22 protein-coding genes are annotated in these 24,752 nt (G+C 55.2%); 17 read left to right on the forward strand and 5 right to left on the reverse strand.

Translation table 11 applies throughout. From position 1 onward, the window contains the following. Positions 1-126 precede the first annotated feature (126 nt). Together HOP44_RS08210 and HOP44_RS08215 are read left to right on the forward strand one after the other, a co-directional pair. Complete coding sequence (locus HOP44_RS08210; RefSeq protein ID WP_172252290.1) at positions 127-1,131, forward strand: DMT family transporter; 1,005 nt, start codon at positions 127-129, stop codon at positions 1,129-1,131. A gap of 203 nt (positions 1,132-1,334) precedes the next feature. Then, positions 1,335-2,174 carry an alpha/beta hydrolase gene (locus HOP44_RS08215; RefSeq protein ID WP_172252292.1) on the forward strand — a complete coding sequence of 280 codons (840 nt, stop codon included), beginning with the start codon at positions 1,335-1,337 and terminating at the stop codon, positions 2,172-2,174. Between the two features lie 127 nt (positions 2,175-2,301). Here the strand turns inward: HOP44_RS08215 and HOP44_RS08220 are convergent, their stop codons facing one another. Further along, positions 2,302-3,807 carry a phospholipase D family protein gene (locus HOP44_RS08220; protein WP_246369714.1) on the reverse strand — a complete coding sequence of 502 codons (1,506 nt, stop codon included), beginning with the start codon at positions 3,805-3,807 and terminating at the stop codon, positions 2,302-2,304. 252 nt (positions 3,808-4,059) lie between these two features. Between HOP44_RS08220 and HOP44_RS08225 the strand changes: the two genes are divergently transcribed. Further along, entirely contained in the window at positions 4,060-5,970 is a 1,911-nt protein-coding gene (locus HOP44_RS08225) for a PAS domain-containing protein (protein ID WP_172252296.1), read from the forward strand. Positions 5,971-6,083: 113 nt separating this feature from the next. Here HOP44_RS08225 and HOP44_RS08230 read toward each other — a convergent pair whose 3' ends face one another. Then, a complete protein-coding gene (locus HOP44_RS08230; protein WP_172252298.1) occupies positions 6,084-6,932 on the reverse strand; it encodes a DegV family protein in 849 nt (282 codons plus the stop codon). A 207-nt stretch (positions 6,933-7,139) separates the two neighbouring features. Then, on the reverse strand, positions 7,140-7,721 hold the full coding sequence (locus tag HOP44_RS08235) for a hypothetical protein (RefSeq protein ID WP_172252300.1): 582 nt from the start codon (positions 7,719-7,721) through the stop codon (positions 7,140-7,142). A 286-nt stretch (positions 7,722-8,007) separates the two neighbouring features. Here HOP44_RS08235 and HOP44_RS08240 point away from each other — a divergent pair, with 286 nt between their 5' ends. Beyond that, on the forward strand, positions 8,008-8,391 hold the full coding sequence (locus HOP44_RS08240; RefSeq protein WP_172252302.1) for a DUF423 domain-containing protein: 384 nt from the start codon (positions 8,008-8,010) through the stop codon (positions 8,389-8,391). Positions 8,392-8,568: 177 nt separating this feature from the next. On the opposite strand, the gene HOP44_RS08245 is transcribed toward HOP44_RS08240, so the two are convergent. Further along, the gene (locus tag HOP44_RS08245; protein WP_172252304.1) at positions 8,569-9,099 is read right to left on the reverse strand and encodes a hypothetical protein; all 531 of its coding nucleotides are present in this window, start codon (positions 9,097-9,099) and stop codon (positions 8,569-8,571) included. A 364-nt stretch (positions 9,100-9,463) separates the two neighbouring features. Here HOP44_RS08245 and HOP44_RS08250 point away from each other — a divergent pair, with 364 nt between their 5' ends. The 7 genes from HOP44_RS08250 to HOP44_RS08280 all read left to right on the forward strand — a co-directional run bounded on the left by HOP44_RS08250 (position 9,464) and on the right by HOP44_RS08280 (position 16,339). Further along, positions 9,464-9,928, forward strand: a complete 465-nt coding sequence (locus HOP44_RS08250; RefSeq protein ID WP_172252306.1) for a Dps family protein — start codon at positions 9,464-9,466, stop codon at positions 9,926-9,928. A gap of 310 nt (positions 9,929-10,238) precedes the next feature. Further along, on the forward strand, positions 10,239-11,027 hold the full coding sequence (gene sufC / locus HOP44_RS08255; RefSeq protein WP_172195525.1) for a Fe-S cluster assembly ATPase SufC: 789 nt from the start codon (positions 10,239-10,241) through the stop codon (positions 11,025-11,027). Positions 11,028-11,059: 32 nt separating this feature from the next. Then, a complete protein-coding gene (gene sufD, locus HOP44_RS08260) occupies positions 11,060-12,361 on the forward strand; it encodes a Fe-S cluster assembly protein SufD (protein WP_172252308.1) in 1,302 nt (433 codons plus the stop codon). Next, positions 12,361-13,581 (forward strand): cysteine desulfurase, encoded by a 1,221-nt coding sequence (locus HOP44_RS08265; RefSeq protein WP_172252310.1) that lies wholly within the window; start codon positions 12,361-12,363, stop codon positions 13,579-13,581. Before sufD ends, HOP44_RS08265 begins: the two co-directional genes overlap by 1 nt. Continuing rightward, positions 13,571-13,996, forward strand: a complete 426-nt coding sequence (gene sufU / locus HOP44_RS08270) for a Fe-S cluster assembly sulfur transfer protein SufU (RefSeq protein WP_172252312.1) — start codon at positions 13,571-13,573, stop codon at positions 13,994-13,996. Before HOP44_RS08265 ends, sufU begins: the two co-directional genes overlap by 11 nt. Before the next feature lie 18 nt (positions 13,997-14,014). After that, positions 14,015-15,412 (forward strand): Fe-S cluster assembly protein SufB, encoded by a 1,398-nt coding sequence (sufB, locus tag HOP44_RS08275; RefSeq protein WP_172252314.1) that lies wholly within the window; start codon positions 14,015-14,017, stop codon positions 15,410-15,412. Positions 15,413-15,769: 357 nt separating this feature from the next. Then, positions 15,770-16,339, forward strand: coding sequence for a hypothetical protein (locus HOP44_RS08280; RefSeq protein ID WP_172252316.1), 570 nt, complete (start codon positions 15,770-15,772; stop codon positions 16,337-16,339). Positions 16,340-16,455: 116 nt separating this feature from the next. Here HOP44_RS08280 and HOP44_RS08285 read toward each other — a convergent pair whose 3' ends face one another. Continuing rightward, on the reverse strand, positions 16,456-17,511 hold the full coding sequence (locus HOP44_RS08285) for an HD-GYP domain-containing protein (protein WP_172252318.1): 1,056 nt from the start codon (positions 17,509-17,511) through the stop codon (positions 16,456-16,458). Positions 17,512-18,178: 667 nt separating this feature from the next. Here HOP44_RS08285 and HOP44_RS08290 point away from each other — a divergent pair. The 6 genes from HOP44_RS08290 to HOP44_RS08315 all read left to right on the forward strand — a co-directional run bounded on the left by HOP44_RS08290 (position 18,179) and on the right by HOP44_RS08315 (position 24,650). After that, positions 18,179-19,615 (forward strand): bifunctional metallophosphatase/5'-nucleotidase, encoded by a 1,437-nt coding sequence (locus HOP44_RS08290; protein WP_172252320.1) that lies wholly within the window; start codon positions 18,179-18,181, stop codon positions 19,613-19,615. A gap of 103 nt (positions 19,616-19,718) precedes the next feature. After that, entirely contained in the window at positions 19,719-20,813 is a 1,095-nt protein-coding gene (locus HOP44_RS08295) for an HD-GYP domain-containing protein (RefSeq protein WP_172252322.1), read from the forward strand. Between the two features lie 128 nt (positions 20,814-20,941). Beyond that, positions 20,942-22,078, forward strand: coding sequence for a radical SAM/CxCxxxxC motif protein YfkAB (yfkAB, locus tag HOP44_RS08300; RefSeq protein WP_172252324.1), 1,137 nt, complete (start codon positions 20,942-20,944; stop codon positions 22,076-22,078). Between the two features lie 76 nt (positions 22,079-22,154). After that, positions 22,155-23,519 (forward strand): hemolysin family protein, encoded by a 1,365-nt coding sequence (locus HOP44_RS08305; protein WP_172252326.1) that lies wholly within the window; start codon positions 22,155-22,157, stop codon positions 23,517-23,519. Positions 23,520-23,558: 39 nt separating this feature from the next. Further along, positions 23,559-24,251, forward strand: a complete 693-nt coding sequence (locus HOP44_RS08310) for an HAD family hydrolase (protein WP_172252328.1) — start codon at positions 23,559-23,561, stop codon at positions 24,249-24,251. Positions 24,252-24,305: 54 nt separating this feature from the next. Then, positions 24,306-24,650, forward strand: a complete 345-nt coding sequence (locus tag HOP44_RS08315) for a YlbF/YmcA family competence regulator (protein ID WP_172252329.1) — start codon at positions 24,306-24,308, stop codon at positions 24,648-24,650. Positions 24,651-24,752: the final 102 nt, after the last annotated feature.

A 24,752-nucleotide genomic window follows, 5' to 3' on the forward strand; every position in this document is an offset into this window, starting at 1 on the left:
CGCTTCGTATTTGACCTGCCGCTCGACCCTTCGATTGACGTAAAAACCGCCCCGAACGCCGGAACTTCCGGCTTCGGGGCTTTTTGCGCACGGGATCCCCCTTATTCGGATGAGGAGACTAGGGAAATGAAAACCGCCAATCGTAACGACTTTACTCAAGCAAGCACAGGAGGGAACGGATCGTTCTTTTCCAGAGCCGGAAGCGGCTTCTGGCTAATTGTATTGGGAGCGGCGCTGTGGGGCGTCGATCCGCTGTTCCGGATTCTGCTGCTGGAATCGATGACCTCTTCGCAGATCGTACTGCTCGAGCATGTGGTGATTGCGCTGTTCGTGGCTCCGATTCTGTGGAAAAACCGTTCGGAATTGAAAGGCCTGGGTCTGCGGCATGTCGGCGCTCTGCTGTTTATCTCCTGGGGAGGTTCGGCCCTCGCCACGCTGATGTTTACGCTTGCGCTTCAATATGCCGGAGGCGCGTTTAATACAGTGCTGCTGCTGCAAAAACTCCAGCCGCTGTTCGCGATCATCCTGGCGCACTTTATGCTTAAAGAAGCGCTGCCTCGCCGCTTCGGTCCGCTGTTCCTGGTCGCACTGGCGGGAACCTATCTGCTGACTTTCGGCTTTACTTTCCCGGTCGGTCATGCCGGCGAGTTTTTCCAGCTGGGCAGTCTGCTTGCGCTGGGAGCAGCCGCTCTCTGGGGCGGATCGACGGTTATGGGCCGCTTCATGGTCGGCAAGCTGAAATATGAGACGGTAACCTCGCTGCGCTTCATTCTCGCTCTGCCGTTGCTGCTGGCGATCACGGCCGGTGAAGGCGCCGCTTGGGCACTGCCCGCCGGCGGCATTGCGCTGACGCTTGTCGGCGTAAACCTGCTGCTCCAGGCCCTGCTGCCGGGGCTGCTCAGCCTGCTGGCTTATTACAAAGGCCTCAAAACAACCAAAGCGTCGGTCGCCACCCTGGCCGAACTGAGCTTCCCGATGGTCGGGGTACTGGTCAACTGGCTGTACGGCGGCGAAGTCGTAACCGCGGCTCAAATCGTCGGATTTATCTTGATCTGGTCGGTCCTGTTCGTGATTTCCCGTCAGCAGACGAAAGAGATCGGACCGAATCGTCTGTCTCAACAGGCGGCTTGAACAAGAATGAGCCGGCCTCCCGTCCCAAGCCGACGATTGTGCGAAACGCCTCCCGCTTCAAGCGGGAGGCGTTTCTTTCGATTTGGGTAAGCTTGCAGTCCGGCGTACGGAACGCAGCGAATCGTTAGCCGTTTTATCTATTTGCCGAACGTATGTTATGATGAACATATTGAAAACTTTTCACGGAAACGGAGAGAGTCCCTATGAATACACAAGAAACCTGGTCGGCGGCTCGCGCCGACCGTCCGTTTGTCCGGCTTGTTCCGGACGTGCAGTTCGCACAGTTTGCGGGCGGCAAGTCGCTCAGTTTGAACCTGCTGCTGCCGGCTGCCGATCATCCTGTTCCCCTGATTGTATGGATCGTCGGAGGTGCCTGGGTGAGCTGCAACTCGGCCCGCAATCTGCCTCAGTTGGTCCGCTTTGCGGAGCAGGGCTACGCCGTCGCCGCGATCGAATACCGCCTTGCGCACGAAGCCCGCTTCCCGGCACAGATCGAAGATGCGAAGAGCGCTGTGCGTTTCCTGCGCGCCAATGCCGATAAATACGGAATCGATGCCGCTCGCTTCGGCGTATGGGGCCATTCCGCAGGCGGACAGCTGGCTGCGCTGCTCGGCGTAACGGGCGGTTCGCCGGAATTCGAAACGGCCGATCACCTGCAGCAGTCTACCCGTGTCCAGGCGGTGGTAGATTTCAGCGGGCCGATCGATATCGAACTGGATTTCCAGAGCGAGTTCCATATGCCGGTTATGGCCATGATGCTCGGCGGCACAATCCGAATGAAGCCCGAACTTGCCCGCAGCACAAGTCCGATCCCTTATCTCGACGGCCGTGAAGTGCCGCCGTTCCTGATTATGCACGGAGACGCGGATACGACCGTTCCGCTGCGCCAGAGCCAACTGCTCCACGATGCGCTGACCGCTTCGGGCGCCGCTTCGGAGTTTTGTATTCTCGAAGGTACGGGTCATTCGACCGCCGAGATGCTGACCCGCAGCGATGTTCTGGACAAAGTCGGAAGTTTCTTCGATAAGCATCTCAAATCCTGATCTTACGGGGACCGAAGAGAAGGATGCCGTTCCCTTTCGAATCCGCAGCAAAAAGGCAGGGCGAGAATTTCGCCCTGCCTTTTTGCTGCGGACCTTTTTTTGTGCGGGATCGGATTCGGTTGGCGGATCAGAAGGTCGTAAAGCCCAATCTCATCTGAATGCGGTACACGATATCCTTGAGCCATGTCGTCGCTTCCAGGTGTTCTTCCAGATCAAGGGTGTAGGCGGCGCCGTCATTGGTCCAGATCCGCTCGAAGTAACCTTGCACTTCGCCGATCATTTCGCTGTCCGCCGCGCCTTCGACGAACAGATCGTTCTCCAGATTGTAATCTTTGAGATTGCGCGGCGTGAAGTTGGTCGAACCGGCCAGCACGCTGCTGTCTCCGTTTTGTCGCTGCACGAAGAGCATCTTCGTGTGGTATTGCTCTTTGGTCGTGTTGTACCAGCGGATTTCGATCTTGCCCGGCGCCTCGTCGTGGAGCTGTGCGGCAACCGGCCGGTTCGGAATGCCGATTTTGTCGCGTCCGAACGCATTTTCGTTGGGATCGAGTACCAGCCGCACTTTGGCACCGCGATCGGCCGCTGCGCTCAATTCCTGGATCACTTTTTTGTCCGCGAGATAGAACATGCCCATCCAGACCGTATCGCCGGAAGAAGCGCTGCCGATCTCTTTGAGCAGACGGTCATAGACTTTTCCTTCCGTCAGATACTGGACCGCATATTGTCCCTGCGTTTCTTCGGCGTCGTCCGCCGGATAAGCCGGAAGCGTGCCGCCGCCCGACAGATCGAGAACGGCCTGCTCCGCCTGCAGCATATCGCCGATGATCGGACCGCTGACTTCAAGCGCGACATTGGAGTGGTAGGCGCTTGCATCGTGGATGTTGCCGCTCGAGACAAGGGCTCCTTTTTCCGTAATAAAGGCTTTGCGGTGGTTGGCTTTCACGTTCAGCAGCTTCAAATAAGAACGCAGGGTGATATCCGGTCCGCCGCTTGCCATCAGATTGGGAATGCGTCCTTCGCCCGACTGGCCGAACCATTGGAAGAAGGTCCGCCATACCGCCGAATACAGGGGAGTCGAATCGCGCAGCGGATCCACATCGGTCATGACGACCCGGATACCGGCTTTTTTGAGACGTTCCAAAAGGGCATTCGGAGCCGAGCCGTAGTTGGTATTGACCTCATCCGTGATAAACACGATATCGAGGTCGGGAACCGCCTGTTTGCGTTCGATCAGCGTACGGGCCAGCTTGGCGCTGACTTCCGGGTACTGCTGGTCTTTGTGGGTATAGTCGTTGAACAGGAACACATCGATGACGATAAAACGTTCCGCTTCGCCGATCATCTCGATCGTCCGATCGAAGATTTGCCTGTCCTGGGTGAATTCGCTTGTTTTTGCCGGGTAAGTCAGATCGTACAGAAAGTCGACGCGGTCCGTCCGATAAACGGGACTCTCGTACGAAATGCCGGCCGGCAGCGGTTTGTTCATCTGGTACAAGACGACGGCCAGCAGCCACAGCACACACAAGGCAAGGAAGATCTTCAGGATCCTGCCCCGGGAAAAAGAAAAGCTGCGGCGGCTGCCGCTTTTTGGCCGCTTGTTGGAGGCAGGTCTTCCCGGTGAAGATCCCCGCATGATCGTACCGCTGCGGTGGGTCGTCCATGATTCTTCGTTGTTCATTGCCGTTCATCCTTCCTTTTGCCGACCGGCCGCTTGCAAGGCCGCGCTATTTCTATATAACAACAAGCAAGCTAAAATGACGCATCCGGCCCGGAAGAGCGAAGAAAAGAAAGGAGCGGTTTTCTCGAACTCTGTATTTTGCAAGAAATTTGAGATAATATACGGGTATATAGGCAGCGATATGAGAGAAACGAAAGGGAGTCCGCCTTGAAAAACTCACTTGGTTTGTTTGGAGAAACGTTTGCGGAAAACGATATTTATCGTCCGCTGTTTGTCTATCATCCCGATGCCATCTATGTGATGAACATGGCGGGAGAATTAATCTATGCGAATCCGGCGACCGAACGCATGATTGGATATACGCTGGCTGAACTGCGATCGATGGATCTGCGCGATCTTTATCAGGAAGGGGAACATCAGCAGAGCATAGCGCGCCGGATGGAAATGAAGGAAGAGAGACGGCAGGAATTCACGCTGAAACTGATCCGCAAGAACGGCAGCCCGCTGCTTCTGGCGGTGACTTATGTGCCGATCGAGCAGAACGGCTGCCGGGTCGGTATTTACGGTATTGCGAGGGACATCACGGAAGAAGAAGAGAAAAACCGGAAATTGAGGGAGCAGGAAAGGCTGTACCGTTCGCTGTTCGAGTACAATCCGGCCGGCGTGCTGTCTTTTGATCCCGAAGGCTGCTGTCTGTCCGTCAATCCGAACCTGGAAGCCATGACCGGTTATGCGGATGTGGAGCTGTCGGGACAATCGTATGCGCTTTTGTTCCCGTCCGAAACCGCCGAGATGCTGCGAGTGCGGTTTGACCGGGCCCTGAAAGGCAGTTCCGGCAATTTCGAGACGCGGCTGCTGGGCAAAGACGGACAGCGGATCGATGTGAATCTGACCGTTCTTCCGATCGTAGTCGACGGCGAAGTTCTTGGCGTCTATATGATTGCGCTCGACATCACGGAATGGAAAAGACAAATGCAGCGCAGCCGGGAACTGACCGAGCAGTATACTTCGATCTTGAACGCGGTTAAGGAAGGCATTTACGAAATCAACCGGGAAGGCCGTTCGGTGTTCGTCAATCAGGCGGGAGCCCGGATGCTCGGATACGAAATCGAAGAGTTCCGTAATATGTACAATCACGATCTCATTCATCACAGCCGTTCGGATGGCAGCCCTTATCCCCTGGAAGAATGTCCGATTCACCGTTCCATGCGCGAAGGGGTGCCCTGTAGGGTCGAAGGCGAAGTATTCTGGCGCAAAGACGGTACGAGCTTTCTGGTCGAATATCAGGTGAATCCGCTGTTCGAAAACGGGAGTTCCGCCGGAGCCGTCGTCGTGTTCCGGGATGTGACCAGCCGCGATGAAATCGTCCGCCAAAAAAACGAAACGCAGCGGGGACTCGCCGAAAAAGCGAAATTCCTGAGTCTGATGAGTCACGAAATCCGGACCCCGCTTAACGGCGTGCTCGGCATGACGGAGCTGATGGACGGAACAGGAATGACGGAAGAACAGCAGGAGTATATGGAAGTGCTTCGGCTCAGCGCCCTCGGTCTGCAGGGAGTGGTCGACCGGATTCTCGACTTTAATGCGGCCGAGAACGGGGCGGCCCGTTTCTTGAAGCAGTCTTTCGACGTCCGTTTGCTGCTGGAAGAAGCGGTCGGGAATTTTTCCGTTCAGGCGGAAGCCTCCGGGGTGGAACTGGATGTTCGGATCGACGAGAAATTCCCGCCCGAACTTGTCGGCGATGCCGACAAACTTCGGCGGGTGGTGATCGGACTGATCGGCAACGCGGTCAAATTCACGCCGCGAGGCTCCGTAAGCGTCTTGGCGGAGTGCCTGATTCGCCCCCGGACGGGTGTGGGCGAGCTGACCCGCTGTGTGCTCAAAGTCGAAGTGCGTGATACGGGAATCGGCATTCCTGCGGATAAAATGGCGCTTTTGTTCCAGCCTTTCTCGCAGATCCATTCCGCGCTGGACCGGAAGTACGAAGGGACGGGCCTCGGGCTTGCGATCTGCAAACGCTGGATCGACCGTATGGGAGGAACCATTTGGGCCGAGAGCCGGGAAGGGGCCGGGTCGACTTTTGCGTTCACCCTGCCTATGCTGTACGACGAGGACTGAAGAAGGCGGGGCAAGCTCGGAACAGGCGGTAAGCCGATGTGCGGAACAAGCAAAAAGCGGCGCTTCGATCGTATGGATCGAAGCGCCGCTTTTTCCCGATTTGCAAGCCGGTATTATTGGGTTTTGGCGTACATCAAGCCGACCGTTCCCGGTCCGCAGTGAGTCGAAATGACACAACCGGCGGTGCAGAGCAGCACTTCTTCCGCGCCCGTTTCCCGAAGGATGGTGTCGCGCAGACGAAGAGCGTCTTCTTCGGCGTCCGCATGCACGACGACGACGGGACCGTCCAGCTTTTCTTTGTTGGCCAGCAGGTTTTGCAGCATTTTATCAAGCGCTTTTTCGCGCTTGCCGCGAACCTTGTAGGCCGGCGCCATCGTGCCGTCGATAACCTTGATGATCGGACGAATACTCAACAGACTGCCGATCAGATTCTGCATCCCCGAACAGCGGCCGCCTTTGTGCAGGTATTCCAGCGTATCGATCGCAAATTCGGTCTCCACCAGCGGACGTTCGCGTTCCAGCATATGTACGATTTCCGGAACGGCCATCCCGGATTCGGCCGCGCGGGCCGCCCGCAGAACGAGCAGTCCGATCGCGGTGGAGAGATTGAGCGAATCGAAGACGGTGACACGGCCGGGTTCGAAATCTTCGGAAGCGATAAGCGCGTTTTGATAAGTGGACGACAGTTCGGACGAGAGGCCGATGTACAAAATACGCTCCCCGTTATCCAGATGGGGGGCGAAAGCCCGGCTGAAATCGGCCGGCGAAGGAGCCGCGGACTTGGGAAGCTTGCCCTGCCGGGCGACTTTATCGAACAGCCGGGCCGGTGTCAGATCGATGCCGTCCCGGTAGGTCTGATCTTCGAATACGACGTACAGCGGAACGATCTCGATGCCGTACTGCTTCAGCAGCCCGGCGGGAAGGTCGCTTGTGCTATCGGAAAAAATTCGGATGTTGGACATATTCATCTCCTTGTAACCGCTCCCGTACGCTTTGAAAGCAGGCGGGCGAAATAAGCGAAAATAGGGCTTTTTCCAAACGGGAAGCCGCTCCGTTAACAGTATAGCACGATCTGCATCGATTCGGCAGGCAAAGAGCCGCCGCCCGAGTGGCGCCGGCCCTTTGTTCAAACCGAAACGATCAAACCGTCGGAAAATCGGGAATACGGCTTACAGTCCCGCTCCGCCCATCACCGTGGCAAATACGATAAATCCGCCGCCGCCGAGCAGGCACAGGCCGTTCAGAATCGTGCCGATGACCGGGAATACCTTTTTGCGATCTTTGGATACCAGACCCACGATTCCGAGAATAACCCCGACCAGGTTCAGAACGGCCGCGCCCAAAATGCTCAACAGCAGAACCAGGGCGCCGACGCCGAATCCCATCAGCTGTTCTTCGGTCGCCGTGTAAGGATCGAGCGTCGTGCCCATTTCGCTGAACGAATAGGCGACGCCTATCGCGGCAACGAAAAACACGACGTACAAGGCGATCGAGACCAGAGACAAAACGAACGAAGCGATACCGACTCCCGAATGCTTCAACCGTCCCGGAAGACGGTCGTCGCGCGGAAATTCGTCATAAGGACTGAACGGGGGATTGATCCGCTCGTCGTAGCTGCGTCCATCCGGATCGCTGCGGTAGGGATCTCCGGCATTGGGCTGTCCGAATTCATTGCGTTCGGGTTCTTTGCGAAGATCCGGACCGCCCGGGCGGGAGTTCGGATCGTCCGAAGGTGGAAAACGATTGTCCATACGGCAACTCTCCTTTATTTGGAAGCTTTTACGTGATTACTCTTTCATATCCTGCTGCAAAAAGCAACCCTGAATCGCAGGCTTTCCGTTATTACGGCAGCCGGACCAAACGGTTTCATTTCTATTACCCGCCGCAAGCGGACCAAGAAGGCAAAAAGGTGAAGTTTGCGGCTTTTTCTGGTTTTTCGGAGGGGCAGCCTCTATAATGAAAGTCGATTTACAGCCGCGCGGGCTCCGGATTTCCGGACCGCCGCGTCTGTCCGACTTCAGGGAAAAGAGGGATTCCATGCAAAGGAAAATTGCGGTTATCGCTTGTGTCCTGGCGATGATCGGCGTTGGATTGGGGGCTTTCGGCAGCCACATGCTGGGCGATAAGATCGGCGCCGGCTCGTTGGAGACTTTTCAAACCGGTATCCAATATCACTTCATTCATGCGTTGGCGATGCTGATCGTGGCCGTTGCCATGGGCGTATGGGGCGAATCGCGGCGCCTGGCCTGGGCAGCCTGGCTGTTCCTGGCCGGGATCGTGATGTTCTCCGGCAGTCTGTATCTGCTCAGCACGACCGGCTTGCGGATCTTCGGTCCGATTACGCCGCTTGGCGGCGCAGCTTTTATTGCCGGCTGGATCGTGTTTGCTTTGGCCGCGGGCCAAAAAAACGCTTCGCACTGAAGCTTCCGGCGAAAGGGTCCGGAAAGGGAAGCAGCCCAAAAACCGGGTATCCGCCGCATGGCGGGTACCCGGTTTTTGGTAAGAAAAAGCCGGAACCAAGGCGAATCCGGCGGCATATAAAAAGATAAAGCATCGACCCGGCCGATCGGCGATCCGGCCCGGGGAGAAGAGGCGGTCTTACTGTCCGCTCAACTCGTCGATTTCGTTAAGGGAGAAGCTGTAAACCTGCTTTTCGTCGACGTGATAGACGCTGAGCATCTGCGCGGGTTCGTCGAAATTGAGAATCCGGCAGGGAATACTGAGCCGGTTGCCTCCCGGTTTGTTGACGACCACGCGAACCAGCCGGTTCTTGCTGATACTGTCCCGAATATCGTCGGGAGTCAAATGGGAAGAAGCTTGTGAGAGCGCTTTGGCAACGGTGGCCGCAGCCGCAGTTTGGGCAGCCGCAGCGGCTTTGGCCTGAAATCCTTTGGCTGCGGACAAATTGGCTTTGGACTTTTCCACGTAATTCGTTTTCATGCTGGCCAGCGCCGATTCGATGACTTTGCCGAGCTCGATTCCCGAGTTGATACGAAGGTCGACGACTTTGTCCGAAGTGTTCAAAAGCGCCAGGAGGGCCTGCAAAGTCTCGGCGTTGGTCGAGCCTTCGATCAGAATGTCCACGTTGAATAAAAAGCCGGAACGTTCTTGCGATGTCTTATTGTTCATAATTCCCCCGGTCTGAACCCGTTCAAATTTGGATAAGGATTTTGCCTTAAAATCGGAATCCGTGTCTCCTCATATTACCATGACTTTTGGCATAATCCTAGTCCCGTAGGACTTCCGGCCAATCGGAATATCCATTTTAAGGGGGCGGGTTCGAGCGGATGTTCCGGAAAATATGTTCGCCTACTTGCCTTTGATAAGGCGGCTGCGGAGGCTTTAAGCGGGTCTATTGTTTCGCCGCAATTTCGATCGGGTAAACTCTAACTAGAAGCGGCAGAGCAAAATGCTGCCGTGCCCGTTTGACAACTTGTCCGCTGCGCTCCATATTTCAAACGCGGATTACATTTTGAAGGAGAGAGGGATAATCATGGATAAAACAAAAACGGAAGCCCAAACCAAAACACTCGAGGAAATTCTGAACCGTCAGGTCGCGAACCTGAATGTTCTTTACGTTAAAATCCATAACTTCCACTGGTATGTAAAAGGCGAGAACTTCTACACGCTGCATGTGAAGTTCGAAGAACTTTACAACGAAGTGACGGAGAAAATGGACGAAGTGGCCGAGCGCATGCTGACCATCAAGGCAAGCCCTGCCGCTACCATGAAAGAATATCTGGAATTGTCCAGCATTCAAGAAGCAGCCGGCGGCGAAGATTACCGCACGATGGTCCAAACGATCATCGAAGACTTCGCAACGGTAGCCGAAGAGATGCAGGAAGGCCTGGAACTTGCCGAAGAAGCACACGATCAAGCGACAAGCGATATGCTCATTGCCATGAAACAGGATCTCGAGAAGCATATGTGGATGCTGCGTTCGTTCCTCGGACACTAAGAGAACAACAAAACTTACGGAATTCCGGCTGTGGCCGGTTATATGGAAAGCCCGGTCTGAAAACGACCGGGCTTTTGCTTTTTGAACAGGAAAGTCCGATACAAATAGTTGCACAAAATTCATTGATTACACGCTTAAATTTTTAAATGTATGGCGATTCGTTGAACTGAAAAATAAATTCGGGTAAAATAAATTGAGAATCAACGATAATCAGTTTATAATCATTACAAGGTTATAATTATTTTGGTTAGAGTGTTTGATCAAAAGGATATCACGGATTCACCATTATATTTCTGGAGGGACGCTGAACATGGCAACTAAATTCGTCATCGAAGGACTCAAAGCTCAGATCGAAGGCAAGGAAATTCTGAAAGGCATCAATCTGGAAATGAACGGCGGGGAAATCCATGCGATCATGGGACCGAACGGCACAGGCAAAAGTACGCTGGCTTCCGCGCTGATGGGACATCCGAAATATGAAGTGACCGAAGGTACGGTTACGCTGAACGGCGAAGATGTGCTGGATATGGGCGTGGACGAGCGTGCGCTCGCCGGTATGTTCCTAGCCATGCAGTATCCGAGCGAAATTGCCGGCGTCACGAATTCCGACTTCCTGCGCAGCGCGATCAATGCGCGCCGCGGCGAAGGCAACGAGATTTCGTTGATCAAATTCATCCGTCAAATGGAGAGCAGCATGAAAGGGCTCGAAATGAATCCGGAGTTCGCCCACCGCTACCTGAACGAAGGTTTCTCCGGCGGCGAGAAAAAGCGCAACGAAATTCTTCAAATGATGATGCTCGATCCGAAACTTGTCATCCTGGACGAAATCGATTCCGGTCTCGACATCGATGCCCTGCGGATCGTAGCGAACGGCGTGAACGAAATGAAACACGAAGACCGCGGTTTCCTGATCATTACCCACTATCAGCGCCTGCTGAATTACATTACGCCTGACTTCGTACACGTCATGATGCAGGGCCGTATCGTCAAATCCGGCGGACCGGAACTGGCGGCGCGCCTCGAGCAGGACGGTTACGACTGGATCAAGGAAGAACTGGGCATTACCGACGAAACGGTCGGACAAGAACAAGAAGCCTAATCCCATAACGAACGGAAGGAGGAACACCGATTATGACTTTACAAACCATTCTTCCGGTTCAGGCCGCGCAGATCAACGAATGGGCGGAGGCCCGCGGCGAAGCCGCATGGCTGACCGAACGCCGTCTGCAGGCGCTCGAACTGGCCGCTTCGCTGGAACTGCCCAAACCGGAGAAAACCAAACTTGACCGCTGGAATCTCAGCGACTACGGCACGTTCAAAGCGGCCGTACCCGTATCTTCGCAAAGCGCCCTCCCGGCCGCGGCGCAGGATCTGATCGAAGAAGGCACGCAAAACCTGATCGTCCAGCATAACTCCGGCGTCGTGTTCACTTCGCTGTCGGAAGAGCTGAGCGCCAAAGGCGTTATTTTCACCGATCTTGAAACGGCTGCCCGCGAACACGAAGTGTTGGTCAAGAAATACCTGGGCACGGCTGTCAAGCCAAGCGAGCACCAGGTATCGGCCCTGCATCACGCGGCATGGAACGGCGGCGTCTTCCTGTACGTGCCGAAGAATGTCGAACTTGAAGTTCCGCTGCAGGCCGTATTCCTGAGCGACGACGCTTCGGCTTCGTTTGCTCCGCATATTCTGGTCGTGGCCGACACGAACAGCCGCGTGACTTACGTGGACAACTATGTATCCGCCGGTCTGAACGGAAAGGTGCTGCATAACGGCGCCGTGGAAGTCATCGCGCTGGACGGTGCCAAAGTCCAATACGCGACGGTTCATCAATTCGGCAAAGAAGTGACCGACGTTTCCTACCGCCGCGCGCTTCTGTCGAACGATGCCGATATCGAATGGATCGTCGGCGAGATGAACGACGGCGACACGGTGGCCGATACGGCGACAACGCTGAACGGACGCGGTACGCATTCCGATGCCAAGATCATCGCGATCGGTTCGGGCGCCCAGAAGCTCAACTTCACGACCCGTGCTGTCCATTTCGGCAAATCGTCGGAAAGCGACATGTTCACCCGTGCGGTTATGCGCGAAGAAGCGCAGGCGATCATCAACGGCATTACGAAGATCGAGCACGGCGCGACCAAAGCGAACGGACAACAGACGGAAAAAGTTCTGATGCTGAGCCCGGCCGCACGCGGAGACGCGAACCCGATCCTGTTGATCGACGAAGACGACGTTATGGCCGGACACGCGGCTTCCGTCGGCAAAGTCAATCCCGAGCAGATCTATTATCTGATGTCGCGCGGCATTTCCAAAACGGATGCCGAACGCCTTATCATCTACGGCTTCCTGGCGCCGATCATTGCGGAAATCCCGCTGGAACTGCTGCGTACGCGGCTGCAGCGGATCGTTGAGCGAAAGCTGGGGCAGTAATGAATGCCTCGGTTCGGGAGCAATTCCCGATTCTCCACCAAGAAGTAAACGGACATCCGCTGGTCTATCTCGACAGCGCGGCGACTTCGCAGAAGCCGCGGGCCGTATTGGACGCGGTGCGCCGTTATTACGAACAAGACAACTCGAATGTGCACCGCGGCGTTCATACGCTGGGCAGCCGGGCAACCGACGCGTATGAAGGAGCCCGGGAGAAAGTCGCGAAGTTTATCGGCGCGGCCCGTCCCGAGGAGATCATCTTCACCCGCGGGACGACAACGGCTTTGAACCTTGTGGCCGACTCCTACGGCGGCGCCCATGTCAAAGAAGGCGACGAGATTGTCATTACGCCGATCGAACACCACAGCAACCTGATCCCTTGGCAGCAGCTTGCCAAAAGAACGGGCGCAACATTGAAATATATCGAACCGAATCCCGACGGCACGATCGATATCGAAGCCGCCGGCAAGGTCATTACCGACCGAACCAAGATCGTCGCCATGGCTTACGTTTCGAACGTCATGGGCGTGGTCCATCCGGTCAAAGAGATCGGAGCGCTCGCCCATAAGCACGGAGCGGTCATGGTCGTGGACGGCGCGCAGAGCACGCCGCACATGAAGGTCGACATGCAGGATCTGGACTGCGACTTCTATGCCCTGTCCGGGCACAAAATGTGCGCACCGACCGGCATCGGCGCCCTGTACGGCAAGAAAGCTCTGCTCGAAAAAATGGAACCTACGGAATTTGGCGGAGAAATGATCGATGAAGTCGGTCTCTACGAATCGACATGGAAAGACCTTCCTTATCGATTCGAAGGCGGAACCCCGATCATTGCCGGAGCCGTGGGGCTTGGCGCCGCTATCGATTTTTTGAGCGAGCTCGGCATGGACAATATCGCCGAACACGAACACAAACTTGCGATGTATGCGATGCGCCGAATCAACGAGATCGACGGTCTGCAGGTCTTCGGTCCGCAGGAGCGCAAAGTCGGTATCGTGACGTTCAATCTGGACGACGTGCACCCGCATGATGTGGCAACGGTGCTCGATTCCTACGGCGTCGCGATCCGTGCCGGTCACCACTGCTGCCAGCCGCTTATGCGTTGGCTGAATGTCAGCTCGACGGCACGCGCCAGTGTTTACCTGTACAATAACGAACAAGACATCGACCGAATGATCGACGCCTTGATCCGGACAAAGGAGTATTTTGGCGATGCAACTTGACGATTTGTACCGACGCGTCATCATGGATCATTACAAAAATCCGCGGAACAAAGGCAAGTTCGAAGAAGAGGGCCTGACGATCGACCTCAACAATCCGACATGCGGCGACAAGATTTCGCTGCAGCTGCAGTTGGAAGACGGAATCGTGAAAAATGCCCGCTATACCGGCGACGGCTGCTCCATCAGCATGTCTTCCGCATCGATGATGACGGAAGCGGTAAAAGGGAGAACGCTGCCGGAAGCCCTTGAACTGGCCGAACGTTTTTCTTCTCTCATGAAGGGCGAAAACGTGGAGTTTGAAGAATACGAAGACATCGAAGCCCTGTCGGGCGTCAATAAATTTCCGGCACGCATCAAATGCGCAACCCTGGGCTGGAATGCCCTGCGAAAAGGGATCGAACGGGAAACCCATTAACGAAAGGGAGGCATTAACATGGCTAAAGAAGCACCGATCAGCGAAGAGTATCAATATGGCTTCCGCGACGAGCACGAGTCTATTTACAAGAGCGGTAAAGGCTTGACCAAAGAAATCGTCATTTCCATTTCGAAGATGAAAAACGAACCCGAATGGATGCTCGATTTCCGCCTGAAAGCTTTCGAACAGTTCCAAAAGATGCCGATGCCAACATGGGGCGGCGATCTGAGCGAATTGAACTTTGACGAGATCCAATACTATGTCAAAGCGTCCGAAGGACAAAGCAAAACGTGGGAAGAAGTGCCAAGCGAAATCAAGGAAACTTTCGATAAGCTCGGTATTCCGGAAGCGGAACAAAAGTTCCTCGCCGGCGTTTCGGCGCAGTATGAATCCGAAGTCGTCTATCATAATATTCAAAAAGAACTCGAAGACCAAGGCGTTATCTTTATGGATACCGATACGGCGCTCAGAGAGCACCCGGAAATTCTGAGAGAACATTTCGCCAAAGTCATCCCGCCGACCGACAACAAGTTTGCGGCATTGAACAGTGCGGTATGGTCCGGCGGCAGCTTCATCTACGTCCCTAAAGGCGTGAAGTGCGAAGTTCCGCTGCAGGCTTACTTCCGGATCAACTCGGAAAACATGGGCCAATTCGAACGCACGCTGATCATCGCGGACGAAGGCAGCTTCGTGCACTACGTCGAAGGATGTACGGCTCCGGTCTACGGAACGAATTCCCTGCACAGTGCGGTCGTTGAGATCATCGTCAAAAAGGACGCCCGCGTCCGTTATACGACGATCCAGAACTGGTCTTCGAACATCTACAACCTCGTAACCAAACGTGCGGTTGCGGAAGAGAATGCCAATATGGAATGGGTCGACGGCAACATCGGCTCCAAGCTGACCATGAAATATCCGGCTGTCGTTCTCAAAGGACGCGGCGCCAAAGGTTCCGTTCTGTCGATCGCGGTTGCCGGCAAAGACCAGCATCAGCACGCAGGCGCGAAAATGATTCACCTCGCTCCGGATACGACATCGACCATCATTTCCAAGTCGATCAGTAAACACGGCGGCAAAGTGACGTATCAAGGTCTGGCTTCTTTCGGCCGCAAGGCGCAGGGCGCCAAGTCGAACATCAAGTGCGATACGCTCATTCTTGATAATCAATCCACGTCCGATACGATCCCGTACAACGAGATTCTGACCGACGACGTGATGCTGGAGCACGAAGCGACGGTATCGAAGGTATCCGAAGATCAGCTCTTCTACCTGATGAGCCGCGGCCTCAGCGAGAACGAAGCGACGCAGATGATCGTCATGGGCTTCATCGAGCCGTTCACCAAAGAACTGCCGATGGAATATGCGGTCGAAATGAACCGTCTCATCAAGTTCGAAATGGAAGGCTCGATCGGTTAATTCCGAGTGCGTCTGCCAGGCACAACGAAAAAGGCGAACCTTCGGGTTCGTCTTTTTTGAATTCCCCCTGTTTTTCCATTAAAACGCCAATCGTTTTGTTTTGCGGCTCGCCGGAGGTGCGGTTCGTCTGGTATACTGAAAAAGCTGACGTTTTATTTGAAATTTGCGGAGATGGCAGGAATCGCTTGGCTCGCCCTCGAATTAGTTGGCTTACGGCGTGTGCGCAAATTGAGCATGGGAAGCCTATCGAGTTTCCGCCCGGCGGGAGCCGAGCCGCAGCGGTCGCCGCCGCTTCGGGATGCAGGAGTTCATGAGCCGTTTGCGTGTACGCTTTTAAAGAAGGAGGAAGATAAGAAAATGAGCTTCATTTCCGTAATCGCAAAAGAGCAATTTATAACCGTGATGAGCGACAGTGGCGCCGCCGGTTCGGAACATACGCCTCAGCCCGAACAGCACATGGTCAAAGTGGGGGAAAAAGAATTCGTGGCTACGGCCGGCGGAGACCGCGAAGCGCGCGAAGTCATTGCCAAGCACGTATCCGATCTGCTGGAAGAAGGCACGCCGTACGACCGGATTCTGGTTATTTTGCAGATGACCCTGTCCGCGTTCTCCGAAAAAGGCAAGTCCGTCATGACCGCTTTCGGCGGCGTGAACCGCGAAGGGGATATCGAAGTGTGCACGTACGATCCGAACAGCCATGCGGAACGCCACTTGAAGCCGCGCGGTACCGAGATCGCTTATTTCTTCCTGGCGGAAGGAGCGGGCAAATACGGCAACCTGTATGAGCTCCTGCAAAGCTATTGGAAAGAAACCGGAACGGAATCGCCGAGTGCCATGATCCAGTCCCAGAAGCTTCTCAACCGCTATGTCGCTTCCAAAGACTCGGACGTCAGTCTGTCTACGGCCAAACTGGTCCTGAAGAAGTAAACGCAAAAAAACACGTACCCGCTTTTGGCGGCACGTGTTTTTTTGTCTGCGATAAGGAGAAGGCCCGGGAGGCGCGACGCTCGCCGATCTGGTATTCAGTCGAACAAAAGGGCTGCTCAGGTCTCGTTGTCCGAAAATACTTCCGCGATATCCAGATCTTGTTCCAGAGACAGATCGATGAAGCGGTCGCTGACCCGGATCAGAGGTCTGAAAAAGTCGGTCGGATGATTCATTACGATATAGCCGTATTCCCCGTTCGTCAGCCGAACTTTCTTGTTGATGAAATAAGGGAGCATATTGCGGATAAAAGTATGGGTCGGCTCCGGGGCCAATTGTCCGAAGCTGAGCGCGTACAGTTCTTTGAGGACGTTGATCAGCTCCTGCTTGTCCTGATACACGCGATTGCTCGTCATGGCGCTGTAAACGTCGGCTACCGCGATAATCTTCGACCACGGGTGCATCTCGTCTTCTTTGATCCCGTAAGGGTAGCCGCTGCCGTCGCCGCGTTCGTGATGCTGCAGCGCCGCCGTCGCCGCGACCGTATCGCCCAGCGAGTTGCGGATGATCTCATAACCGTTTACGGTATGTGTCTTGATGATCTCGTATTCTTCGTTGGTCAGTCGGCCCGGCTTATTCAGAATCTCGCCAGGAACCGTCGATTTGCCGATATCGTGCAGATACCCGGCCTGACAGATCGCGGACGCCTGATCGTGGGGATACCCTAGCCAGAGAGCAAGGTAATACGACAGCATGCCTACCTGCATCGAGTGCACGTACGTATAGTTGGCGTCCCGGTTCAGCAGCAGAAGCAGGGCAACGGCATCTTTTTGGGAAGCCAGCACGTTAAACAGCGGCTGCATGATATCTTCGACCAATTCGCTGTCGAACTTGCCTGTGGTCATCGATTCATGAAAAAGGGATTCGAACATAAGTACCGCATCGTCAAACGTAGATTTGATTTCCGGGAAAAGGAAGGCGTTCAAAGGAGCCGAGGGAGCAGGCACCTCCTCGATCTGCTGAACTTCGACATAATCGATGCTGTGCTGAACCAGCCGGGCGATTTCCGCGTCATGCAGAGCGGTACCTTTGGCGAGAATATGCACGCCGTGCCGATTGAAGGTATCGGCGAGCAGGCGGTCACCGGTTTTGAGATCGGTCACATGAACTTTCAAAAGCGATGTCTCCTTTCTGTAACGAACGAGTACTGCGATCAAACGAGGAGCCGATCCGGGAATGCCGATTCCGGACGGTTTCGTCAACCTCCGGAACTCCGGTATGCAGATCGGCACAATCTGGCCGCTCGGACACGTCGCCCGATTCGAGTCGGGAAAAACTCGGTCGGGGAGCGGATTGGGCGCAGAATAGAGGATAACTTCGATCCCTGGTAGATAGATGCAGAGATCGTTTGATTCGTATATCGGCAGAATAGGTCCAATTTGTTTGCGACTTCAATCTTTCCGTAAATTGGGATACTGACCCTATTAATATAGCATACTCCGCGTTAGAAATGGTGCACAATGAACCAGTCAATTTTATCATACAAGTGCAAAATATCCTTTTTTCTTTACTGTTGGTAAGCAAGCCGGCGATAATTTGCTCCAAAGGAGCGGCTTATTCTTTTCGGGGACCCGGCGGCATGTTAAAATAGTTGCATAGGCCGCGGAAGCGCATCGGCGTTTCCCGTGCTTGACGCTGCTTCCTACCCGGAATCGTGGTTGTTCGTTTGCGGGTAAGGCTTTATGATCGAAAGAGGGACCGAATACGATTTCGCAGCGAAAAGGCCCGCGCAGGCGGAATTTGCGCTGTATAGGATGCAGGGTCCGAAGGAGGACGGCTTCAATGGTCTCAAAGACGCAAGAGCGGGATACGCTGATTCTGCTGCACACCAACGACCTTCACAGCCATTTTGAGCAGATGGGCCGGATTGCCGCGTTTATCGCTGCGGAAAAAGCGCAGGGCAAGCCGGTATGCACACTCGATGTCGGCGATCACATGGATCGCATGGCAATCGAGACGGAAGGCAGCTTGGGAGCGGCCAATGTCGACATTTTGAATCGTTCCGGGTACAATGCCGTAACGATCGGAAATAATGAAGGATTGACCTTTACGCCGGAGCGTCTCGGAGAAGTTTACGCGTCGCTGAAATGTCCGGTCGTATGCGGCAACGTGCGGATGGGAGATGGCTCGCTGCCGGAGTGGCTGCATGAAACGGCAGTGGTGGAAACGGGCGGATTCAAAGTCGGGATACTTGGCCTGACCGCTCCGTTTTCGGATTTTTACCGGCTGCTGGGAGTCGAAGTGTCCGATCCGTTCGCCGGGCTGCAGGATCGGGTGAACGAAATGCGCGGACAGGCCGACATTGTGGTACTGCTGTCCCATCTGGGGCTGGCTTCCGACGAGCGGATTGCCGCAATGACCGAAGGAATCGACCTGATCCTGGGCGGACATACGCATCATCTCCTGCCGGAACCGGCCGTGATCGGCGGGACTGTGGTCTGTGCGGCCGGCAAATTCGGCCGTCATATCGGCCGGATCGTGATTGAACGCGATCCTCTTTCGGGTCTGTGCAGCGTCCGGGAAGCCGGATTGGTCGAACTCGCCGATACCGCCCCTTCCGATGCCGCGATCGACCATGCCATTGCGAGGCATCACGAAGAAGCGGCGGAGCGGCTGCGAAGCGTGGCGGCCGTATCCGAATGCGAACTGCCCGTCGACTACGAGCAGGAATCGCAGCTCGGCAATTTGCTTGCCCAGTCGGTTCGGAACTTTGCGGGCGGCGAGTTCTCGCTGGTCAATTCCGGACAGGTGCTCGGTCCGCTTCCGCCGGGCGAGATCACGGAGGGGATGCTGCATGCCCTCTGTCCGTCTCCGATTAATCCGTGCGTGGTGACGCTGCGGGGCAGCGATATTCTGCACAGTCTCGAACAATCGCTGCTGCCGGAATACACGGGCAAGAAGCTGACCGGTTTCGGTTTTCGGGGCGAAAGACTGGGCGGACTGTGCGCCGATGGATTGACGATCCGCTATGATCCGGAAGCGCCTCCGCATTCCCGAATTATCGAAGCCAGGACGTCCGACAGAACGATCGAGCCCGACGGCGAGTACCGTGTAGGCACGCTGGATATGTTCACTTTCGGCGCGGGTTACGAATCATTGAGCCGCGGAACGGATAAAAGCTTCATGCTGCCCGAATTCTTGCGGGATCTGCTGCGTTTGGAACTGGGTCGTCCCGGCGCTGTCGAAGAGGCTTTTGTCCTACGTTGGACGGAAGCCTAAAGGATCTTTGTGCCCAGTACCTGCTTTTGTAAGGTTCAAAATATCAACGGCCCTCGCCGACGTGAACGCCAAGCAGCACGGTCCGGATGACGAGACGGCTTAAATGGAGTGGAAGTTTGTGCGCCTGCTGTCGATCGGACAAATACGCCCGGGCATGAAGCTGGGCAAACGCATTTACAATGAAGAGGGTCTGACGTTATTGGCCGAAGGGGCGGAGCTTACGGCTTCGATTCTTCGCAGGTTGGAAAAGATCGGAATCGACATGCTGTATATCCGGGACGAAGTGACGGACGATATCGTTGTGCCGGAGATGGTGGCCGACGAAACGCGCCGCCAGGCGGTCAAGCAGATTCGGACGGTTTACCGGACGATGATGAACGATACGATGGGACGTATGTCTTATCCTCATCTCGGCTATAGTTTCCGCAAAATGACCGAGGAAATTCTGGACGATCTGGGTTCGCGCGAAGACGTTCTGATTATGCTCGGCGATATTCATACCACGGATCATTATTTGTACACCCATTCGTTTAATGTTTGTCTGTATACGCTGACACTCGGCATGGCGGCGGGTTATTCGCGGGACGATTTGTTTACGCTCGGAATGGGCTCAATCCTGCACGATATCGGCAAGACCAAAATCTCCCCCAAAGTGCTGCTCAAACCGGGCCGGCTGAACGAAGAGGAATATGCCGAGATGAAAAAGCATACCGAATTCGGCTTCGCCATTTTGAAAGACGAGCCGTTTGTGCCGCTGCTCGCGGCGCACTGCGCGTTTCAGCACCATGAACGGTTGGACGGCAGCGGGTACCCGAGAGGGATTCAAGGCGGCGAGATTCACGATTTTGCCAAGTGGATCGCCATTACGGACTCCTACGATGCCATGACGACCAATCGGGTCTATCGCAAGGGGATGCTGCCCCATCAGGCGGTAGACATTCTCTACGGAGGCTCCTGTATCCAATACGACCAGCGCAAGCTTGAAGTGTTCCGCGACAAGGTGGCGCTGTACCCCGTCGGATTGACCGTCAAGCTCAGCACGGGCGAGACGGGCGTGGTGACCTCGGTACCTCCCAAAACGCCGAATCGGCCGATCGTTCGCGTGATCGAAGATGAAGAAGGCGCCACCGTGCAGCCTTACGAAATCGATCTTTCGCACCATCTGTCGGTCATGGTCGAGCAGATCGCGGACAAATAAATTCCGCGATTCCGCGCAAAATGCGGGGATACGGTTAATAACAAGAAAGAAACGGGTTATATCCTTGAAAGCCGTTCCGGCAGCTGCCGGCGATTCCAAGGAAGTTCTTAATCATAAAGGTGGTCAACATGACAGTAATCAACAACGGTGTTCCCCGGCTTCCCGATTTATCCCCAAGCTACGATCCGTGGGACCCGATTCGCTCGCTGCGCAAACACGGACGGCACCGTCTGACGAGTGTGGAAATGACGGTAACCAATCTGTGCAACATGCGCTGCGAACACTGCGCGGTAGGCGATACGCTCGTATTGAACGAGCCGGATATGATTCCGCTCGATCTGATGCTTCGTCGACTGGACGAAGTGGAGCATTTGGAGACGATCAGCATTACGGGCGGAGAGCCTTCTTTCCGCCGCCAGACCGTCGACAATGTCATCGTGCCGCTTCTGCGATACGCGCGAGAGCGCGGGATCCGTTCGCAGATCAATTCCAATCTGACGCTGGATCTGGAGCGCTACGAGAAGCTGCTTCCTTATCTGGACGTCATGCATATTTCGTTCAACTATACGGGCCCGGAGCATTTTCATCAGACGGGCTTTGCCAACAGCGGTCATCCCGTTCCTTTTGCGGCGGCCGAGAAAATGTACAATCGGATGATCGACAATGCCAAAAGTCTCAGCAAATCGGGCATGCTGATTTCGGCGGAAACGATGATCAATTTCCGCACGCATAACCATCTGCCGCAGATGCACGAGACGATTCTGGAAATGGGCTGCCGCCGTCACGAGGTGCACCCGATGTACCCGTCGGCTTTTGCCGCTAATCTGCCTGTACTGTCGCTCGACGAGATGCGCCTGGCGATCCACGATCTGCTCGACCATCGCAATGAAGACGTCTGGATGCTGTTTGGCACGCTGCCCTTTTTTGCCTGCGGCAGCACGGACGAAGAACGCGAACTGCTGCGCAGACTTCGCAGTGCGAAGAACGTGACGGTTCGCAACGATCCCGACGGCCGCAGCCGCGTCAATGTGAACATGTTCACCGGCGACGTATTCGTGACCGACTTTGCGGCTATCCCTTCGTTCGGGAGCGTGTACCAAGACAGCCTGGACTCGATCTTCGAAGAATGGACGACCAATCATCCGTTGAACCGGACCGTGGACTGCCACTGCGATGCGGCAGCCTGCTGCGGACCGAATCTGTTGGTGGCCGACATGTACTACAAAGGAATCGATTTCAAATCGCGCCGTGCGATCATGGATTGAGCCGGCCGCGGGTTTCGGCGTTCCGGCGCGTATCGGGATCGCGGAAAGACTGCGCTGAAGAAAAGAGGAGATTTCATTGGGCCACGAGATAGAACTGGGAACCTTGGCGATTAATTTATTTTTGGTCCTGCTTCTGGTTCTCTTGAACGGTGTGTTCGTCGCCGCGGAATTTGCGCTCGTCAAAGTTCGCCATTCCCGGCTGACGCAGCTTAACAGCGAAGGGAACCGGCTGGCTCCCTATGCACTCAAAGTAGCCGGGCGGCTTGATGCTTACCTGTCCGCGACCCAACTCGGCATCACCTTGACGTCGCTCGGACTGGGCTGGCTCGGCGAGCCGGCCGTTTCGGAACTGTTGGTCGAACCGCTGATGTATCAGATGGGCTTCACGGATCCCGGGCTGATTTCGGGCGTATCCGTCGCCATCGGTTTTGCGATCATCACCTTTTTGCATATCGTACTCGGAGAGCTTGCGCCCAAATCGCTCGCGATCCAAAAGTCCGAAGGGACCTCGCTTGTGCTGGCCGGACCGCTGCTGGTATTCTATTACGTATTCCTGCCGGTCATCTGGCTGCTCAATCATGCCGCGAATGCTTTTCTGAGATTGTTCGGCATTCGGCCGGCAGGCGAAGCGGATGCGGCCCATTCGGAAGAAGAAATCCGGATCCTGATGAACCAGAGCGCCAAAAGCGGCGCAATCGATCTGGAAGAAGTCAAATTAATGGACAATATTTTTGATTTTTCGGATATGCTGGCGCGCGAGGTTATGCTTCCGCGAACGGACATGGACTGCCTGTACGTCAATCTTCCGCTAAAAGAAAACCTGAAGATCATTACGGAAACGCGGCATTCGCGGTATCCGGTAGCGATCGAAGACAAAGACCGGATTATCGGTTTCGTACATATCACCGATATTCTGCTCTGGCCGCAGGGAACGGAACCGAACTTGCGCAAGCTGGTCCGGCCGATCCTGAACGTGCCCGAGTCGATGGAAATCAGCCATGTGCTTCGATTGATGCAGCAAAAAAGAGCGCAGCTGACGCTCGTCGTGGACGAATACGGCGGAACCGCAGGTCTGCTGACGGCGGAAGAAATCCTGGAAGAAATCGTAGGCGACCTGTATGACGAATTCGAGAACGAACGTCCCGAAATCGAAATGATCGGCGATCTGATCTCAGTGGACGGCCGGCTGCTGATCGAAGACGTAAACGATCTGACGGGTGCCGAGATCGATGACGAAGAGGTCGATTCGATCGGCGGCTGGATGTTTAAGGAGCTTGAAGGCAATCCGCTGCCGGGACAGACGGTCGAATTCGGAGGCATCACGTTCGAAGTCGCCGAGGCCGAGCGGCTGCGCATTACCCGGGTCAATATCCACAAACCGCACAAAGAAGCGGAGCGGGGCGAAGAAGACGAAGAAGAAAACGGCCGGGGCGACGATTGATCGCCCCGTCTCGTTTTTGGGGGAGGATGGAAGGTAACCATGCGAAACGAAATGCGTCTGTACAAACCGGAAGCGATGATTTTTGATATGGACGGCACGCTGTTCCAGACGGAAACGGCACTGCTGCCGGCCTATCATCAAATGTTCGATATTCTGCGGGCCGAAGGGCTCTACACGGGAGAAACGCCGCCGGAGCGTCTGATTCTCGGGAGTCTGGGAATGCTGCTCGAAGAAATCTGGAAGATTGTGATTCCCGATGCCGACGAGAACGTACGCAGCCGGGCCAACGATCTGCTGCTCGATCTGCAGTTGGAAGTGCTCAAAGGCGGAGAGGCGCTGCTTTACCCGGATGTCAAAGAAACGCTGGAGCAGCTGCGGGAACGCGGCGTGCGCCTGTTCGTGGCCAGCAACGGCCTGGAAGGCTACGTAAAAGGCGTGTCCGACGCACTGGGAATCGCGTCGCTGTTCGAATCGCAGTACAGCGCGGGCGAGTATCAGACGGCGACCAAAGTGCTGCTGGTCGAAATGCTGCTGAACGCGCACAATGTCCGGAGCGCCTGGATGGTCGGAGACCGTTCGTCGGACGTTCAGGCAGGCCGCGGAAACGGCCTGGGTGTGATCGGCTGCGCCTATGCCGATTTCGGAGCCAACAAAGAGCTGGAAGACGCGGATGTGAAGATCACGAAATTCGGGCAGCTGCTCGAACTGTACGATAACGCTCCATCCGCTTAAACGAATTGCAGCACGCAGATCCACAAATCGAACATCCAGAGGAGACGAAACGAAATGACGAACATTTACGATAAAGCGCACGATCTTGCAAAATCGCTTCAAGAAAGCCCGGAAGTGCAGGATATCACTTCGGCGCTGAAACTGATCGAAGCCGATGCCGAGAGCAAACGCATGCTCGACGATTTCCGTACCCGGCAGATGACGATCCAGCAGCGGATCATGAGCGGCGATATGCCTCCCCAGGAAGAGATGGAACAAATGGAGAAGCTGTTCGAAGTGCTTAGCCTGAATTTGAACATCCGTCGCCTTTTTGATGCCGAGCAGCGTCTGAGCGTCATCATCCAGGACGTGAACAAGATTATTTCCGACAGCTTGGCCAACATGTACGGCCAAGGCTGAATCAACGGTTTCGCCGCTTGGACCGGCCAAGACCGGGCTCCGGTTTCCTTTTTGGGAATCGGGGCTTTTTGTTGTCGCTCCGCTCAAGTCGGACTGATTTCC

This window comes from Saccharibacillus deserti (genome assembly GCF_013618475.1).
GTDB classification, from domain to species: Bacteria; Bacillota; Bacilli; order Paenibacillales; family Paenibacillaceae; genus Saccharibacillus; species Saccharibacillus deserti.

Coding starts and splice junctions, on each gene's coding strand:
- sufD (WP_172252308.1), top strand. CDS start 11,060: ATGACTTTACAAACCATTCTTCCGGTTCAGGCCGCGCAGATCAACGAA.
- HOP44_RS08240 (WP_172252302.1), top strand. CDS start 8,008: ATGCAAAGGAAAATTGCGGTTATCGCTTGTGTCCTGGCGATGATCGGC.
- sufC (WP_172195525.1), top strand. CDS start 10,239: ATGGCAACTAAATTCGTCATCGAAGGACTCAAAGCTCAGATCGAAGGC.
- HOP44_RS08210 (WP_172252290.1), top strand. CDS start 127: ATGAAAACCGCCAATCGTAACGACTTTACTCAAGCAAGCACAGGAGGG.
- HOP44_RS08280 (WP_172252316.1), top strand. CDS start 15,770: ATGAGCTTCATTTCCGTAATCGCAAAAGAGCAATTTATAACCGTGATG.
- HOP44_RS08290 (WP_172252320.1), top strand. CDS start 18,179: ATGGTCTCAAAGACGCAAGAGCGGGATACGCTGATTCTGCTGCACACC.
- HOP44_RS08230 (WP_172252298.1), bottom strand. CDS start 6,932: ATGTCCAACATCCGAATTTTTTCCGATAGCACAAGCGACCTTCCCGCC.
- HOP44_RS08215 (WP_172252292.1), top strand. CDS start 1,335: ATGAATACACAAGAAACCTGGTCGGCGGCTCGCGCCGACCGTCCGTTT.
- HOP44_RS08295 (WP_172252322.1), top strand. CDS start 19,719: ATGGAGTGGAAGTTTGTGCGCCTGCTGTCGATCGGACAAATACGCCCG.
- HOP44_RS08245 (WP_172252304.1), bottom strand. CDS start 9,099: ATGAACAATAAGACATCGCAAGAACGTTCCGGCTTTTTATTCAACGTG.
- HOP44_RS08220 (WP_246369714.1), bottom strand. CDS start 3,807: ATGCGGGGATCTTCACCGGGAAGACCTGCCTCCAACAAGCGGCCAAAA.
- HOP44_RS08315 (WP_172252329.1), top strand. CDS start 24,306: ATGACGAACATTTACGATAAAGCGCACGATCTTGCAAAATCGCTTCAA.
- HOP44_RS08250 (WP_172252306.1), top strand. CDS start 9,464: ATGGATAAAACAAAAACGGAAGCCCAAACCAAAACACTCGAGGAAATT.
- sufU (WP_172252312.1), top strand. CDS start 13,571: ATGCAACTTGACGATTTGTACCGACGCGTCATCATGGATCATTACAAA.
- HOP44_RS08265 (WP_172252310.1), top strand. CDS start 12,361: ATGAATGCCTCGGTTCGGGAGCAATTCCCGATTCTCCACCAAGAAGTA.
- HOP44_RS08235 (WP_172252300.1), bottom strand. CDS start 7,721: ATGGACAATCGTTTTCCACCTTCGGACGATCCGAACTCCCGCCCGGGC.
- HOP44_RS08310 (WP_172252328.1), top strand. CDS start 23,559: ATGCGAAACGAAATGCGTCTGTACAAACCGGAAGCGATGATTTTTGAT.
- yfkAB (WP_172252324.1), top strand. CDS start 20,942: ATGACAGTAATCAACAACGGTGTTCCCCGGCTTCCCGATTTATCCCCA.
- sufB (WP_172252314.1), top strand. CDS start 14,015: ATGGCTAAAGAAGCACCGATCAGCGAAGAGTATCAATATGGCTTCCGC.